The sequence below is a fragment of the Mesorhizobium sp. M1050 genome (assembly GCF_040318715.1).
GTDB lineage: Bacteria > Pseudomonadota > Alphaproteobacteria > Rhizobiales > Rhizobiaceae > Mesorhizobium.
The window spans coordinates 1-14,693 of record NZ_JAMYMV010000111.1; the positions used below are offsets into that span (position 1 = coordinate 1).

At 62.5% G+C, this 14,693-nt stretch carries 14 protein-coding genes; 11 read left to right on the plus strand and 3 right to left on the minus strand.

The window, feature by feature from the left end:
• From NKH57_RS31845 to NKH57_RS31880, 8 genes are all read left to right on the plus strand, one after another.
• On the plus strand, nt 1–485 hold a 485-nt coding region (locus NKH57_RS31845), incomplete at its 5' end, for an aminotransferase class V-fold PLP-dependent enzyme (protein WP_502907360.1).
• A 186-nt stretch (nt 486–671) separates the two neighbouring features.
• A complete protein-coding gene (gene sufB, locus NKH57_RS31850) occupies nt 672–2,189 on the plus strand; it encodes a Fe-S cluster assembly protein SufB (RefSeq protein ID WP_352950224.1) in 1,518 nt (505 codons plus the stop codon).
• Nucleotides 2,190–2,216: 27 nt separating this feature from the next.
• Nucleotides 2,217–2,972 carry a Fe-S cluster assembly ATPase SufC gene (gene sufC / locus NKH57_RS31855; protein ID WP_352950226.1) on the plus strand — a complete coding sequence of 252 codons (756 nt, stop codon included), beginning with the start codon at nt 2,217–2,219 and terminating at the stop codon, nt 2,970–2,972.
• Between the two features lie 19 nt (nt 2,973–2,991).
• Complete coding sequence (gene sufD / locus NKH57_RS31860) at nt 2,992–4,260, plus strand: Fe-S cluster assembly protein SufD (protein ID WP_352950228.1); 1,269 nt, start codon at nt 2,992–2,994, stop codon at nt 4,258–4,260.
• A gap of 4 nt (nt 4,261–4,264) precedes the next feature.
• Complete coding sequence (locus NKH57_RS31865; RefSeq protein WP_352950230.1) at nt 4,265–5,509, plus strand: cysteine desulfurase; 1,245 nt, start codon at nt 4,265–4,267, stop codon at nt 5,507–5,509.
• 21 nt (nt 5,510–5,530) lie between these two features.
• A complete protein-coding gene (locus NKH57_RS31870; protein ID WP_352655796.1) occupies nt 5,531–5,923 on the plus strand; it encodes an SUF system Fe-S cluster assembly protein in 393 nt (130 codons plus the stop codon).
• A 99-nt stretch (nt 5,924–6,022) separates the two neighbouring features.
• Nucleotides 6,023–6,409, plus strand: coding sequence for a Fe-S cluster assembly scaffold SufA (gene sufA, locus NKH57_RS31875; RefSeq protein WP_023759793.1), 387 nt, complete (start codon nt 6,023–6,025; stop codon nt 6,407–6,409).
• A 9-nt stretch (nt 6,410–6,418) separates the two neighbouring features.
• A complete protein-coding gene (locus NKH57_RS31880; RefSeq protein ID WP_084025450.1) occupies nt 6,419–6,952 on the plus strand; it encodes a DUF2199 domain-containing protein in 534 nt (177 codons plus the stop codon).
• Here NKH57_RS31880 and NKH57_RS31885 read toward each other — a convergent pair.
• Nucleotides 6,949–7,446 carry a GFA family protein gene (locus NKH57_RS31885; protein WP_352950233.1) on the minus strand — a complete coding sequence of 166 codons (498 nt, stop codon included), beginning with the start codon at nt 7,444–7,446 and terminating at the stop codon, nt 6,949–6,951. The two genes, NKH57_RS31880 and NKH57_RS31885, sit on opposite strands and share 4 nt — an antisense overlap.
• Before the next feature lie 90 nt (nt 7,447–7,536).
• Between NKH57_RS31885 and NKH57_RS31890 the strand changes: the two genes are divergently transcribed.
• A complete protein-coding gene (locus NKH57_RS31890) occupies nt 7,537–7,860 on the plus strand; it encodes a TfoX/Sxy family protein (RefSeq protein ID WP_352950235.1) in 324 nt (107 codons plus the stop codon).
• Between the two features lie 210 nt (nt 7,861–8,070).
• Here the strand turns inward: NKH57_RS31890 and NKH57_RS31895 are convergent, their stop codons facing one another.
• Together NKH57_RS31895 and NKH57_RS31900 are read right to left on the minus strand one after the other, a co-directional pair.
• On the minus strand, nt 8,071–8,988 hold the full coding sequence (locus NKH57_RS31895) for a pseudouridine-5'-phosphate glycosidase (RefSeq protein ID WP_352950237.1): 918 nt from the start codon (nt 8,986–8,988) through the stop codon (nt 8,071–8,073).
• A 76-nt stretch (nt 8,989–9,064) separates the two neighbouring features.
• Nucleotides 9,065–10,009, minus strand: a complete 945-nt coding sequence (locus tag NKH57_RS31900) for a carbohydrate kinase family protein (protein WP_352602703.1) — start codon at nt 10,007–10,009, stop codon at nt 9,065–9,067.
• A gap of 285 nt (nt 10,010–10,294) precedes the next feature.
• Here NKH57_RS31900 and recA point away from each other — a divergent pair, with 285 nt between their 5' ends.
• Entirely contained in the window at nt 10,295–11,392 is a 1,098-nt protein-coding gene (gene recA / locus NKH57_RS31905) for a recombinase RecA (RefSeq protein ID WP_057145834.1), read from the plus strand.
• Nucleotides 11,393–11,684: 292 nt separating this feature from the next.
• Nucleotides 11,685–14,351: an alanine--tRNA ligase gene (alaS, locus tag NKH57_RS31910; protein ID WP_352950240.1), complete on the plus strand. Its 2,667-nt coding sequence runs from the start codon at nt 11,685–11,687 to the stop codon at nt 14,349–14,351.
• Nucleotides 14,352–14,693: the final 342 nt, after the last annotated feature.

Consider the following 14,693-nt stretch of genomic DNA (forward strand, 5'->3'; position numbering starts at 1 on the left):
GCGGCCGCCGGACATCGGCCCCCGGGGCCGCCCCCAAACCCCCCCCCGCATTGGCGGGTGGGGGCCCGGGCGCCCGCGGGGCGGGGCGGGGGGGGCGGCCTATCGTGGGGGGGGGCCCCCCCCGCGACGAGATCGAAGCCATCGTGAAAGTGTTGGTGCCGGACGCGGAAATCTTTGGAACGGGTGCGCCAAGGCTTGCCAACACGACATTCTTCGCTATTGCGGGCGTCAAGGCCGAAACCGCTCAGATCGCTTTCGATCTGGCCGGCGTGGCGCTGTCGGCCGGTTCGGCCTGTTCGTCGGGCAAGGTCGGACCGAGCCATGTGCTGAAGGCCATGGGATATGGCGACAGTCTTGGCGCCTTGCGCGTGTCGATCGGTTCGGCGACGGGCGCTGAGGATATCGAGCTGTTCCGCACCGCGCTGGCGGGGATCGCCGCACGGCAAACCGCCAGGGAGAAGGCGGATAGAGACCAGGCCGCGTGAGCGGTTGGACAAGTTTGGGCCTTTCGGCCTGGTAGAGCCGTGCGTTTCATGTTGGCCGGGTGAATTTCCGGTCGAGACGCACTATATGGAACTCACGCTGCCGCGAGCGCTTTTTTCGGCGTTGATTGGCAGTGCCATAGTTTGAAAACTGTCGGGCCTTGACCCCGGCGTGGATGGAGAACGCATATGCCTGCTGTGCAGGACACGATCGATCGGGTCCGAAAGATCGACGTCGACCAATACAAATATGGATTCCAGACCGAAATAGCGATGGACAAGGCCCCCAAGGGCCTGAGCGAAGACATCATCCGCTTCATTTCGGCCAAGAAGGACGAGCCGTCCTGGATGCTCGAATGGCGTCTGGAAGCGTATCGCCGTTGGCTGACGCTGGACGAGCCGACCTGGGCGCGCGTCCATTATCCGAAGATCGATTTCCAGGACATCTACTATTACGCCGCGCCGAAGAGCACGCCCGGCCCGACGTCGCTCAGCGATGTCGATCCCGAACTGCTGAAGGTCTACGAGAAGCTCGGCATTCCGCTGCGGGAACAGGAAATTCTCGCCGGCGTGCAAAAGGCTAACGCCTCCGAGCTCGAGGAAGCCAGCGACAATGTCTACAAATCGGGCCGTGTCGCCGTCGACGCCGTGTTTGATTCCGTTTCCGTCGTCACCACCTTCAAGAAGGAGCTGGCGCAGGCCGGCGTCATCTTCTGCTCGATCTCGGAAGCGATCCGCGAGCATCCGGAATTGGTGAAGAAATATCTCGGCTCGGTCGTGCCGACCTCCGACAATTTCTACGCCACGCTGAATTCCGCCGTGTTCACCGACGGCTCGTTCGTCTTCGTGCCTAAGGGCGTACGCTGCCCGATGGAACTGTCGACCTATTTCCGTATGAACGAGAAGAACACCGGACAGTTCGAGCGCACGCTGATCATCGCCGAGGAGGGGGCCTACGTCTCCTATCTCGAAGGTTGCACGGCGCCACAGCGCGACGAGAACCAGCTTCATGCGGCGGTTGTCGAACTGGTGGCGCTTGACGATGCCGAGATCAAATATTCGACGGTGCAGAATTGGTATCCGGGCGATGCCGAGGGCAAAGGCGGCATCTACAATTTCGTCACCAAGCGCGGCGATTGCCGTGGTCACCGTTCGAAGATCTCGTGGACGCAGGTCGAGACCGGCTCGGCCATCACCTGGAAATATCCGAGCTGCATCCTGCGCGGCGACGATTCCAGCGGCGAGTTCTATTCGATCGCCGTGTCGAACGGCTATCAGCAGGTCGACAGCGGCACCAAGATGATCCATCTCGGCAAGAACACGTCGAGCCGCATCATCTCCAAGGGTATCGCCGCCGGCTTCTCGCAGAACACATATCGCGGCCAGGTCTCGGCGCACCGCAAGGCGACCAACGCCCGCAACTTCACCAACTGCGACTCGCTGCTGATCGGCGACCAGTGCGGCGCGCACACCGTGCCCTACATGGAAGCCAAGAATTCGACGGCGCAGTTCGAGCATGAAGCCACGACCTCGAAGATTTCCGAGGACCAGAAATTCTACGTCATGCAGCGCGGCATCCCCGAGGAAGAGGCGATCGCCCTGATCGTCAACGGCTTCGTCAAGGATGTGATCCAGCAACTTCCGATGGAGTTCGCGGTCGAAGCGCAAAAGCTGATCGGAATTTCGCTTGAGGGCTCGGTCGGTTGACCGGACAGATATTCAGGAAACAAAAGAATGCTTGAAATCAGAAATCTGCATGCCCGCATCGTCGATGACGGCACCGAAATCATCCGCGGCCTGAGCCTGACGGTGAAAGCCGGCGAGGTCGCTGCGATCATGGGACCGAACGGCTCGGGCAAGTCGACGCTGTCCTACATCCTCGCCGGCCGCGAGGACTATGAGGTGACCGAGGGCGACATCCTCTACAACGGCCAGTCGATCCTCGAGATGGATCCGGCCGAGCGTGCCACGTCGGGCATTTTCCTCGCCTTCCAGTACCCGATGGAGATACCGGGCGTGGCGACCATGGAATTCCTGAAAGTGGCGATGAACGAGCAGCGCAAGGCGCGTGGCGAAGAGCCGCTGAAGATACCCGAATTCCTGAAGCGGGTGAAAGAAGCGGCAGTCTCGCTCAGCATGGACATGGCGATGCTGAAGCGGCCGCTCAATGTCGGCTTCTCCGGCGGCGAGAAGAAGCGCGCCGAGATCCTGCAGATGAAGCTGCTGGAGCCGAAACTCTGCGTGCTCGACGAGACCGATTCCGGCCTCGACATCGATGCGCTGAAGATCGTGTCCGACGGCGTCAACGCGCTGCGCGCGCCAGACCGGGCATTCCTGGTCATCACCCATTACCAGCGCCTGCTCGAACACATCGTGCCGGACAGCGTGCACGTGCTCTACAAGGGCCAGGTCATCAAGTCCGGCGACAAGTCGCTGGCGCTTGATCTTGAGGCCAACGGCTATGCCGGCGTGATCGGCGAAGCCGCGTGAGATGCCAGAGGGCAGATTGATGAATATGCACACTCAACCGCAGCGGACGCAGGCCGAAACAGCGTTGATCGACGCGTTCGGCGACCGGCTGTCGCTGCTGCCGGGCGACGGCGCGGTGATGCTGAAGCGCGACGACGCCATCGAGGCGATCAAGCACGGCCTGCCGACGCGGCGTGTCGAATCCTGGCATTACACCGACCTGCGCCGGCTGTTGAGTGCGGTGCCGGACTTCGACCCGGCCGCCATGGCCAAGGCCGTTGCGCCGATCGTCGATGGTTCTGCTGTGGTGTCGATCCTGAATGGCAAGTCCGACGCGAAAATGCCGGCTCTTGAAGGCGTCGCCTTCCAGCCTCTGTCGGAAAAGCTGATCGATGGCAGCATCGCGCCGGGGCTCGATCCCTATGGCAGCGACGACGCCATCGGCGCGCTGAACACCGCCTTTGTCGCCGACGGTTATTTCGTCGATATCGCCGATGGCACGGAGCTTGAAAAGCCGATCGAACTGCAGAATTTGCAGGCCGGCGGCCAGACGCATGTGCGCTTGGCCGTGCGTGTCGGCGCTGGCGCCAAGGCCGTCATCGTCGAGCGTCAGGCGGGTGACGGGGCTGCTCTGGTCAGTTCGGTCAGCCAACTCGTGCTCGGCGAGGGCGCCGAGGTGACGTGGCTGATCGTCCAGGAGCAGCCGGAAACCGCAACGCATCTGGCGCAGTTCAAGGCTCATATCGGCAAGAATGCGAAGCTGACGCTGTTCGTCATGAACGCCGGCGGCAAGCTCGTGCGTCAGGAGATCATGGTCAGGACGACTGGCGAAGGCGCCGATTTCAAACTGCGCGGCATCAATCTTCTGGCCGGCGACACCCACACCGACGTGACCATGGTGCTCGATCATGCCGTGCCGCACACGACCTCGACGGAAGTGATCCGCAATGTGGTGACGGGCAAGGCGCGGGGCGCCTTCCAGGGCCGCATCAACGTCCACCAATACGCGCAGAAGACGAATGCCAAGATGGCTTGCAACACGCTGCTGCTGTCGGATGACGGCGAGTTTTCGACCAAGCCCGAGCTTGAAATCTTCGCCGACGACGTCATCTGCGGCCATGGCGCGACCGTCACCGAGATCGACCACGACCATTTGTTCTACCTGATGGCACGTGGCGTCGACGAGAAGACCGCGCGGGGGTTGCTCGTGAAAGCCTTCGTGGCAGAGGTGATCGAGGAACTGGACGACGAGGCGATTGTCGAGGCGCTCGAAGCGCGGCTCGACGGCTGGTTTGTGGCACACGGGTGAAGTGATGAACGCGCCGGGCAAGATCGGAGATTTCTACGACGTCGAAGCGATCCGCCGCGATTTCCCGATCCTGTCGCGGGAAGTCTATGGCAAGCCGCTGGTCTATCTCGACAACGGCGCCTCGGCACAGAAGCCGCAGGTGGTGCTGGACACGATACAGCACGCCTATTCCCAGGAATACGCCAACGTCCATCGCGGCCTGCATTTCCTCTCCAATGCGGCGACCGACGCGTATGAAAAAGCGCGGGAAACGGTACGCCGTTTCCTCAACGCGCCAAGCACCGACAACATCGTCTTCACCTCGAACACGACGTCGGCCATCAACACGGTCGCCTATGGCTATGGCATGCCCAACATCGGCGAGGGCGACGAGATCGCGCTGTCGATCATGGAGCACCACTCCAACATCGTGCCGTGGCACTTCATCCGCGAGCGGCAGGGCGCCAAGCTGGTCTGGGCACCGGTCGACGATCTCGGCGTCTTCCACGTCGAGGAATTCGAGAAGCGGCTGACCAGCAAGACAAAGCTCGTCGCCATCACGCATATGTCGAATGCGTTGGGCACGGTGACGCCGATCAAGGAGATCGTGCGCATCGCGCATTCGCGTGGAATTCCCGTACTCGTCGACGGCAGCCAGAGCGCAGTGCATATGCCGATCGATGTGCAGGACCTCGACTGCGACTTCTTCGTCTTCACCGGCCACAAGGTTTACGGCCCTTCGGGCATCGGTGTGCTCTACGGCAAGAAGGACATTCTTGCGGGCATGCGCCCCTTCATGGGCGGTGGCGAGATGATCGAGGAAGTGACGGAAGACATCGTCACCTACAACGAGCCGCCGCACCGCTTCGAGGCCGGCACGCCGCCGATCGTCCAGGCGATCGGGCTGGGCGCCGCGCTCGACTATATGGAAAAGATCGGCCGCGAGCGCATCGCGGCTCATGAGGCCGACCTCAAGAATTATGCGCATGAGCGGCTGCGCGCCATCAACTCGCTGCGCATCTTCGGCGACGCGCCGGATAAGGGCGCCATCATCTCGTTCGAATTGCAGGGTATTCACGCGCATGACGTGTCGATGGTGATTGATCGGCAAGGCATTGCCGTCCGCGCGGGCACCCATTGCGCCCAGCCGCTGTTGAAACGCTTCGGCGTAACCTCCACATGCAGGGCGTCATTCGGCATGTATAATACCAGGGCCGAAGTCGACGCTTTGGCCGAGGCGCTTGAAAAGGCGCGCAAATTCTTCGGATGACGATTTGTTTGGGTGACGACCATGGATGATGTGAGCCACACCACCGAGACCGCACCGGAAGCGGCCATCAACCCGCTGGTTTCCGCCTCGGCGATTCCCGCCGACGAACTGGCGCGACTGACCGACGATATCGTCTCGGCGCTGAAGACCGTCTACGACCCGGAAATCCCGGCCGATATCTACGAACTCGGCCTCATCTACAAGATCGACATCGAGGACAATCGCGCGGTCAAGATCGACATGACGCTGACCGCACCGGGCTGCCCGGTCGCCGGCGAAATGCCCGGCTGGGTGGAAAACGCCGTCGGCGCCGTCGAGGGCGTGTCCGGCGTCGAAGTCAACATGACCTTCGATCCGCCCTGGTCGCCCGATCGCATGTCGGAAGAGGCGCAGGTCGCTGTGGGTTGGTACTAGCGTCGAGCCTGGCACACTTGCGCCAGTCATGAAACTTCACCATTTTAGGTGAGAATCGTTCGGCAGGCCTTGAACCTGCACGGAATGGAGAAAGAAAAGATGGGACGCTTTGCCGTCATCACGATGACCGAAAAGGCCGCCGACCGGGTGCGCGAGATCGTTGCCACCCGCGACAACGCGCATGGCATCCGCCTCGGCATCAAGAAGGGCGGCTGCGCGGGCATGGAATACACGGTCGACCTGGTGACAGAGCCCAACACCAAGGACGACCACATCGAGCGCGACGGCGCCCATGTCTACGTGGCGCCCGAGGCTGCGCTTTTCCTGTTCGGCACCGAGATGGATTTCGAGCAGACGACGCTGCGCACCGGCTTCACCTTCCACAACCCGAACCAGAGCTCGGCCTGCGGCTGCGGTGAGTCCGTCGAGTTGAAGCCGGCGGATCTCAAGGCGCTGGCGGAAGCACGCGCGGCAACCGCCGCTTAGCGTCTGGCGATGAGCGCCGAGGCGTATCGCTGGCGGTGTGCCTGTTGCGGTGAAGAATTTACCGGTCTTCCAACGGATATGGCATTCGATGCGCCCGTCAATCGGGACGCACTCGAAGAAGGCGGTCAATCGACCTTCCGAAAAAATGACGATTTCTGCGAAGTACGCCACGCCTCGGGCAAGACGGATCGGTACATTCGTTGCCTGCTACCTCTGCCGGTGCCCCAGCTATCCAACGAGTTCTGTTTCGGGGTCTGGATGTCGGTCTCGGAAAGAAGCTGGAATTTGTACCGAGATGGGTATGACAGAGGCCAATACGAGGAAGAGCTCTGTTTTGGGTATCTGATGCACGACATCCCAGAGTATCCAGGTTCGTTGCTCCTGCATGCCGATGTTGTGTTTCAGCCCGGTAATCAGCGGCCGAAGGTGTTTCTGCATGACGCAGACCATCCCTTGGTTGCGGTCCAACGCGGTGGGGTGGATGTGACCCAAATTGAGCGCTGGCTCGCTCTCACGCACCGGTCCAAAGCCGGGAGCAACTAATCCACCCACATTCCCGTCCGTTTGTGCCAGTCGGCGATCGATTCCTCGGGATAGACGTCGAACGCCTTGTCGCCCTTGCCGATATCGGGCTCGACCCAGTTCGCCTTGTATTTCAGCATCAAATGCACCCGGCTCGGTGGAATGGGCAGGTCGCTGTCGATAGCTGACGCAAAGGGATGCACCAACTCCGGCCAGGTTGGATCGTATAGCCACAGCGCCGACCCGCACTTCTTGCAGAAATTGCGTTCGCCGGTCGATATCTCGCACTGCGGGTGCTCGTCGTCTTCGATCTCGGCCCGGTAGACGCCGAGGCTCCTCTTGCCCCTGATGTTCAGCGTTTCGTAGTCGGCGCCGAGGTTGATTGCAAAACCGCCGCCGCCCTGCTGCTTGCGGCAGATCGAGCAGTAGCACAGCATGAACGGCGCCGGCGTGTGGCTCTCCACCTCGAAGCGGATGGCATTGCAGCGGCAGGACCCTTTGAGCAAAAGCGGCATGGCAAAAACTCCAACGGATGGCTCTCAACCTGTCAGCATGATTTTGGTTGCGGCGATGACAAGGTCAAATGCCGGTGACATGATCGCGGCATGGACAATGAACGCATCGCCGAACTGTTCGAGGGCCTAGGCCCGGTCAGCATCCGAAAACTGTTCGGCGGCAAGGGGATCTATTTCGACGGCGTCATCGTCGCCATCGTCCTGCGCGGCGAATTGAAGCTGAAGGCAGACGACCAAAGCGCGCCCGACTTCGAGGCCGCCGGCTGCACGCAATGGACCTATACCGGCTCCCGCCATGGCAAGCAGGTCTCCATGCCGTACTGGAGCGTTCCCGACAGCGCCTTCGATGATCCCGACGAGATGACGGTCTGGGCAAAGCGAGCGTATGAGGCGGGACGAAGGGCGGGGAAGTGACGGGCAATAATTGGGAACGTCGGCGGGACAGTACCCCCCTCTGGCCTGCCGGCCATCTCCCCCGCAAGGAGGGAGATTGGCAGTTTCAGCGTCTGCCTGCTTTTTTCAACGTTGAAGATTGGCGGAGGGTTTGATGACATTCGATCTCCCTCCTTGCGGGGGAGATGTCCGGCAGGACAGAGGGGGGTGCTGTCCCGCCGACATTGGCGGCTACAGCGCCTTCGCAATCCTTGCCGCAAGCCGCGCATTGTTCTCCACCAGCGCTATGTTGGTCTTAAGGCTCCTGCCGCCGGTCAGTTCGAGGATTTTCGACAGCAGGAACGGCGTCACCGCCTTGCCGGTGACGTTGAGCGCTTCCGCTGCCTTCTGCGCGGCTTCGATGTAGCCGGCCATCTCTTCGGCCGGGATTTCGTGGTTCTCGGGCACCGGATTGGCGATCAGCATGCCGCCGGCGAGCCCCAGCGAAGCCCGAGTCTGGTAGAAATGCGCGATCTCTTCCGGTTTGTGCAGGGTCAGCGGCGCGCGGAACGGCGAATGCCGCGACCAGAAGGCCGGCATCGTCTCGCAGCCATGGCCGATCACCGGCACGCCGCGCGTTTCCAGCACTTCCAGCGTCTTTTCGATGTCGAGGATGGCCTTGGCGCCGGCCGACACGACGATGACCGGCGTGCGCGCCAGTTCGTCGAGGTCGGCAGAAATGTCAAAGCTCTTTTCGGCACCCTTGTGCACACCGCCGATGCCGCCGGTGGCGAACACTTTTATGCCGACCATATGCGCCGCGATCATGGTGGCGGCGACCGTGGTGCCGCCGGTGCGCCCTTGCGCCACGGCAAAACCGAGGTCGGCGCGCGACAGCTTCATGGCGTCGCCGGTCATGGCGAGGGACTCACGCTCGCCGTCCGACAGCCCGATCTTGATTCGGCCGCCGACCACGGCGATCGTCGCCGGCACGGCGCCGCCATCGATGATGATCTTTTCGACATCGGCCGCCATGGCGCCATTGTCGGGGTAGGGCATGCCATGGGTGATGATGGTGCTTTCCAGCGCCACCACCGGCCGGCCGGCGGCCAGGGCTTGCGCCACCGGCGCGTGGATATCGATGAAGGGGCGGGCGGTCTCTGGGGTCATCTGGATCTCCAACCCGGAATGAAGCGCATCCACATGGGGCGTGCGAAAAGATTCCGGCACTGTGAATTTGCCGGTCTCATGCCACTTCCTGCGCGTCCGGCACAAGAGCCAGGGCCTCCGCGAAGGTCGCCACGGTGAAATTGGGAACAGCGTCGGCGCTTTCGATGGCCAGCGTTGCCGCGGCAATGCCCTCGCGCAGGGCCACCCGCAGCGGCAGGCCGTGCAGCAAGGCAGCGACCGTTGCGCCGGCCAGCGCATCGCCGGCGCCGGTGACGTCGGCCACCCTTCTTGGCGGCGGCGGCAGGATCGAGAAGACGCCGGCTTCATCGAAGCCCAGCATGGCACTGCCGCCCGCCGTCACCACGCCGCTCTTGAGCCCTGCGCGTCTCAGCCCGGCGACGATGTCTTGCGGGGAAGCCGCCGCGTCCAGGTCCGCCAGTGCGATCGCTTCGCGCCGGTTCATGAAGACGACGGTCAGATTGCCAAGCACCGGCTTCAAACGCACGATCTTGGCCGGCGAAATGGCAATGGCGAAGACGGGTTTGCCGGCGGCAAGCGAAACCAGCCGCTCCAGTGCCGCCGTCGGCAGGTTGGCATCGCAGAAGATGGCATCGGCCGCCGCGACCACCTCGCGGACCCTGGAGCGTCTAATCTGCTTGGGAAAGGCCAGGTCATAGAGCGCCATGTCGGCAAAGCCGACGATCAATTCGCCCTCGCTGTCGATCAGCGCCGTATAGCTCGGCGTGGTGCGGTCGAGGAACACCGCGGACAGGTCGGCAATGCCTGCCGCGGCGATGGCCCGTGAAACGGTATCGGCAGCGGCATCGCCGCCGCGCACGGACAGCAACGACGCGGAGACGCCACGGCGAACCGCGCTGCGCAGCGCGTTGAAAACGCCGCCGCCGACATCCTCGTGCATAGTGCCCGGATTGGAGGCGGCGGGCACGTACGGGCCCGACACTTGGCCGCGCCGGTCGATATGGGCGCCACCTACGGCCAGTATTCTCGCGGATTTCAGCATGCAGGCGATATGACCTTTGTTATTCCAGTAGCACAAGCGCTAGGCTGCGTGACCGAGCTTCGCAACGCGAAGGTAGCGATTCGGCGGATCGAAACAATCGAGCCGCCTGGCGCATTGCGTTAGACATCGTGAAGCCAAATCGTGAGACAAAAAAAGAACAGATCTGGATATTTATTGTTTTTCAGATATTTGACCCCTCTTGCCAAACGAGAACAAAAAAGGTACAAATTGGGGCAGGGATTACGGATTGTCCGGCCTTCATTGACGACCAAGGGGTGATGTATCATGGCTCAGAATTCTTTGCGGCTGGTAGAGGACAAAGCGGTGGACAAATCAAAGGCTCTGGATGCGGCGCTGTCGCAAATCGAGCGGGCTTTCGGCAAGGGCTCGATCATGCGGCTCGGCGCGAACGAGCAGGTCGTCGAGATCGAAACGGTGCCGACCGGCTCGCTTGGCCTCGACATCGCGCTTGGCGTCGGTGGTCTGCCGCGCGGCCGCATCGTCGAGATCTACGGGCCGGAAAGCTCGGGCAAGACGACGCTGGCCCTGCACACGGTGGCCGAAGCCCAGAAGAAGGGCGGCATCTGCGCCTTCGTCGACGCCGAACACGCGCTTGACCCGGTCTATGCCCGCAAGCTTGGCGTCGATCTGGAGAACCTCCTGATCTCGCAGCCCGACACCGGTGAGCAGGCGCTGGAAATCTGTGACACGCTGGTGCGCTCCGGCGCCATCGACGTGCTGGTGGTCGATTCGGTCGCTGCGCTGACGCCACGCGCCGAAATCGAAGGCGAGATGGGCGATTCGCTGCCCGGCCTGCAGGCCCGCCTGATGAGCCAGGCGCTGCGCAAGCTGACCGCCTCGATCTCGCGTTCCAACACCATGGTCATCTTCATCAACCAGATCCGCATGAAGATCGGCGTCATGTTCGGTTCGCCCGAAACCACCACAGGCGGCAACGCGCTGAAATTCTACGCCTCGGTGCGCCTCGACATCCGCCGTATCGGCTCGGTCAAGGACCGCGACGAGGTCGTCGGCAACCAGACCCGCGTCAAGGTGGTCAAGAACAAGCTGGCGCCGCCCTTCAAGGTGGTCGAGTTCGACATCATGTATGGTGAAGGCGTGTCCAAGACCGGCGAACTGGTCGATCTCGGCGTCAAGGCCGGCGTGGTCGAGAAGTCGGGCGCCTGGTTCTCCTACAATTCGCAGCGTCTCGGCCAAGGCCGCGAGAACGCCAAGCTGTTCCTGCGCGACAACCCCGACACCGCGCGCGAGATCGAACTCGCGCTCAGGCAAAATGCCGGGCTGATCGCCGAGAAATTCCTTGAGAATGGCGGCTCTGAAGGTGGCGACGACGGTTTCGAGGAGGAATCCGGCGCGATGTGAGAGCGAGCGCGATGGCCGGAGTTCGGCCATAATCTCGCTCTATTATCTCAGGCTTATGTAATCGAGTTCCGTGTTAATTGCGTTTTGAACCGCCGGCCTAGCGCCGGCGGTTTTTTGCGTCTTGGCAGGAAACGGGGCCTGGCTCGGACAGCCGGCAAAGGCCGTGGATTGGACCAATTCCGTGTTTCTGGACAGGGTGAAGCGCGGCGGCTAAAAGGCCAACTCTATCTCTGGAAACGCAGAGCCCATTTTCCGCCGGTTTGCCGGCGGCTCTCTCGAAAAGGCAGCATTCATGAGTGGCGTGAACGAAATCCGGTCGACATTTCTCGACTACTTCCGCAAGGAAGGTCACGAGATCGTCGCGTCGAGCCCACTGGTGCCGCGCAACGATCCGACGCTGATGTTCACCAACGCCGGCATGGTGCAGTTCAAGAACGTCTTCACCGGGTTGGAGAAGCGGCCCTATTCGCGCGCCTCGACCGCCCAGAAGAGCGTTCGCGCCGGCGGCAAGCACAACGACCTCGACAATGTCGGCTATACCGCGCGCCATCTGACCTTCTTCGAGATGCTCGGCAATTTCTCCTTTGGCGACTACTTCAAGGAGCGCGCCATCGAACTGGCCTGGAACCTGATCACCAAGGAATTCGGGCTGAACAAGGACAAGCTGCTGGTCACCGTCTATCACACGGATGACGAGGCAGCCGGCTTCTGGAAGAAGATCGCCGGTTTTTCGGATGACCGCATCATTCGAATCGCGACCTCGGACAATTTCTGGGCGATGGGCGACACCGGACCGTGCGGACCGTGCTCGGAGATTTTCATCGACCGCGGCGAGCACATCTGGGGCGGCCCTCCCGGCAGCCCCGAGGAGGACGGCGACCGTTTCCTCGAATTCTGGAACCTGGTGTTCATGCAGTATGAACAGGTGACGAAAGAGGAGCGCATCGACCTGCCGCGCCCGTCGATCGACACCGGCATGGGCCTGGAGCGCATGGCGTCCGTCCTGCAAGGGGTGGAAAGCGTCTTCGAGACCGATCTGTTCCGTCATCTGATCGAGGCGGCGTCGTCCGCTATCGGGCATGGTCCCGACAAGGACACGGTCGCGTCCTTCCGTGTCATCGCCGACCACCTGCGGTCGTCCTCTTTCCTGGTGGCAGACGGAGTGCTGCCGTCGAACGAAGGCCGCGGCTATGTCCTGCGCCGCATCATGCGCCGCGCCATGCGTCATGCGCAGCTGCTCGGTGCCCGCGATCCCCTGATGTGGCGCCTGGTGCCGGCGCTGGTGCGCGAGATGGGCCAAGCCTATCCGGAACTGGTGCGCGGCGAGCAGTTGATCACCGAGACCCTGAAGCTCGAGGAGACCAGGTTTCGCAAGACGCTGGTGCGCGGCCTCGGCCTGCTCTCGGAAGCGACGGAAACACTGCATGCCGGCGACATGCTGGATGGCGAGACGGCCTTCAAGCTCTACGACACCTACGGTTTCCCGCTCGACCTGACGCAGGATGCGCTGCGCCAGCGCAGCATCTCGGTCGATCTTGCCGGCTTCACCAATGCCATGGAGCAGCAGAAAGCCGAGGCGCGCAAGCATTGGGCTGGCTCCGGCGATGCGGCCACCGAAACCGTCTGGTTTTCGGTGCGCGAGAAGGCGGGCGCCACCGAGTTCCTCGGCTACGAGACCGAGCAGGCCGAAGGCATCATCCAGGCGCTTGTCCGGGACGGCAAGACCATCGACAGCGCCGGCAAGGGCGACGCAGTGGCGATCGTCGTCAACCAGACGCCGTTCTATGCCGAGTCCGGCGGCCAGATGGGCGACACCGGCATCATTTCGGGCGAAGGGTTCTCGATCGAGGTCTCCGATACGCAGAAGAAGGCTGATGGCCTGTTCGTGCACATCGGCAAGGTGGCCAGCGGCACCGTCAAGACGGGCGCCGCCGTCGAGCTGAAGGTCGACCATGGCAGGCGCTCCCGGCTGCGCGCCAACCATTCCGCGACGCATCTGATCCATGAGGCGCTGCGTGAGGTGCTGGGTAGCCATGTCGCGCAGAAGGGCTCGCTGGTCGCGCCGGAGCGTCTGCGCTTCGACATCTCGCACAACAAGCCGATTTCACCGGAGGATCTCGAAGCGGTCGAGCGCATGGCCAACGAGATCGTCGTGCAGAACGGCCCGGTGACCACGCGCCTGATGTCGGTCGACGATGCCATCGCCGAAGGCGCCATGGCGCTGTTTGGCGAGAAGTATGGTGATGAAGTGCGAGTCGTTTCGATGGGCACCGGCGTGCATGGCGCCAAGGTCAACCGGCCCTACTCGGTCGAGCTTTGCGGCGGCACGCATGTCAGGGCGACCGGCGATATCGGTCTGGTGCGTGTCGTGTCGGACAGCGCGGTCGCCGCCGGCGTGCGCCGCATCGAGGCGCTGACCGGCGAGGCGGCACGCAAGCATCTCGACGAGCAGGACCGGCGTCTGAAATCGGTTGCGGCGACGCTGAAGATTTCGCCGGCCGACGTGCCGGCACGTGTCGAGGCGCTGCTCGACGAGCGCAAGAAGCTCGAAAAGGAGCTGACCGAAGCGCGCAAGAAGCTGGCGCTGGGCGGCGGTGCAGGGCCGGGTGCGCCAGCCGAGAACGAAACGGTGGCGGGTGTCGGGTTCCTCGGCAAGGCGGTCTCCGGCGTCTCGCCAAAAGATTTGAAGCCGCTGGCTGACGCCGGCAAGACCTCGCTGGGTTCGGGCGTCGTCGTCTTCGTAGGTGCCGGTGAGGACAACAAGGCGAGCGTTGTGGTCGCTGTCACCGACGATCTCATCGGCCGTTTCAGCGCCGTCGATCTGGTGCGCGTGGCCTCCGCCGCATTGGGCGGGCAGGGCGGCGGCGGGCGGCCAGACATGGCCCAGGCCGGTGGTCCGGATGCATCCAGGGCCAATGATGCGATCGCCGCGGTAAAGGCTGCACTCGAAGCCGCCTGACTAACGGCCGTCACGGCGGGGAGCCCTATCTTTGCTGAGTAGTGCTGCCCCTCATCTGGCTGCCGCCATCTTCTCCCCGTGAACGGCAGGGCTATCGCATATGGAATTCCTGAGATGTCTGCCCGGCACGGACCCCCACCCCTAACCCCTCCCCACAAGGGGGAGGGAGACTTCCATTGGCGCTGACCCAGGAGAATCGCCTTCTTTTCGGCGCCAAGAAGAATTAAAGGCACGCGGCAGCATTCCCTCCCCCTTGTGGGGCAGGGGAATCGCACATGAGTACAAAGGGACTCTTGTGTGGTGTGCGGAAATCGATTCTGAAAGGACCTCTGGATGATCGGA

Excerpts from the sequence above, each read along its gene's own strand:
- sufB (WP_352950224.1), top strand. The coding sequence starts at position 672 with ATGCCTGCTGTGCAGGACACGATCGATCGGGTCCGAAAGATCGACGTC.
- sufC (WP_352950226.1), top strand. The coding sequence starts at position 2,217 with ATGCTTGAAATCAGAAATCTGCATGCCCGCATCGTCGATGACGGCACC.
- sufD (WP_352950228.1), top strand. The coding sequence starts at position 2,992 with ATGAATATGCACACTCAACCGCAGCGGACGCAGGCCGAAACAGCGTTG.
- NKH57_RS31865 (WP_352950230.1), top strand. The coding sequence starts at position 4,265 with ATGAACGCGCCGGGCAAGATCGGAGATTTCTACGACGTCGAAGCGATC.
- NKH57_RS31870 (WP_352655796.1), top strand. The coding sequence starts at position 5,531 with ATGGATGATGTGAGCCACACCACCGAGACCGCACCGGAAGCGGCCATC.
- sufA (WP_023759793.1), top strand. The coding sequence starts at position 6,023 with ATGGGACGCTTTGCCGTCATCACGATGACCGAAAAGGCCGCCGACCGG.
- NKH57_RS31880 (WP_084025450.1), top strand. The coding sequence starts at position 6,419 with ATGAGCGCCGAGGCGTATCGCTGGCGGTGTGCCTGTTGCGGTGAAGAA.
- NKH57_RS31885 (WP_352950233.1), bottom strand. The coding sequence starts at position 7,446 with ATGCCGCTTTTGCTCAAAGGGTCCTGCCGCTGCAATGCCATCCGCTTC.
- NKH57_RS31890 (WP_352950235.1), top strand. The coding sequence starts at position 7,537 with ATGGACAATGAACGCATCGCCGAACTGTTCGAGGGCCTAGGCCCGGTC.
- NKH57_RS31895 (WP_352950237.1), bottom strand. The coding sequence starts at position 8,988 with ATGACCCCAGAGACCGCCCGCCCCTTCATCGATATCCACGCGCCGGTG.
- NKH57_RS31900 (WP_352602703.1), bottom strand. The coding sequence starts at position 10,009 with ATGCTGAAATCCGCGAGAATACTGGCCGTAGGTGGCGCCCATATCGAC.
- recA (WP_057145834.1), top strand. The coding sequence starts at position 10,295 with ATGGCTCAGAATTCTTTGCGGCTGGTAGAGGACAAAGCGGTGGACAAA.
- alaS (WP_352950240.1), top strand. The coding sequence starts at position 11,685 with ATGAGTGGCGTGAACGAAATCCGGTCGACATTTCTCGACTACTTCCGC.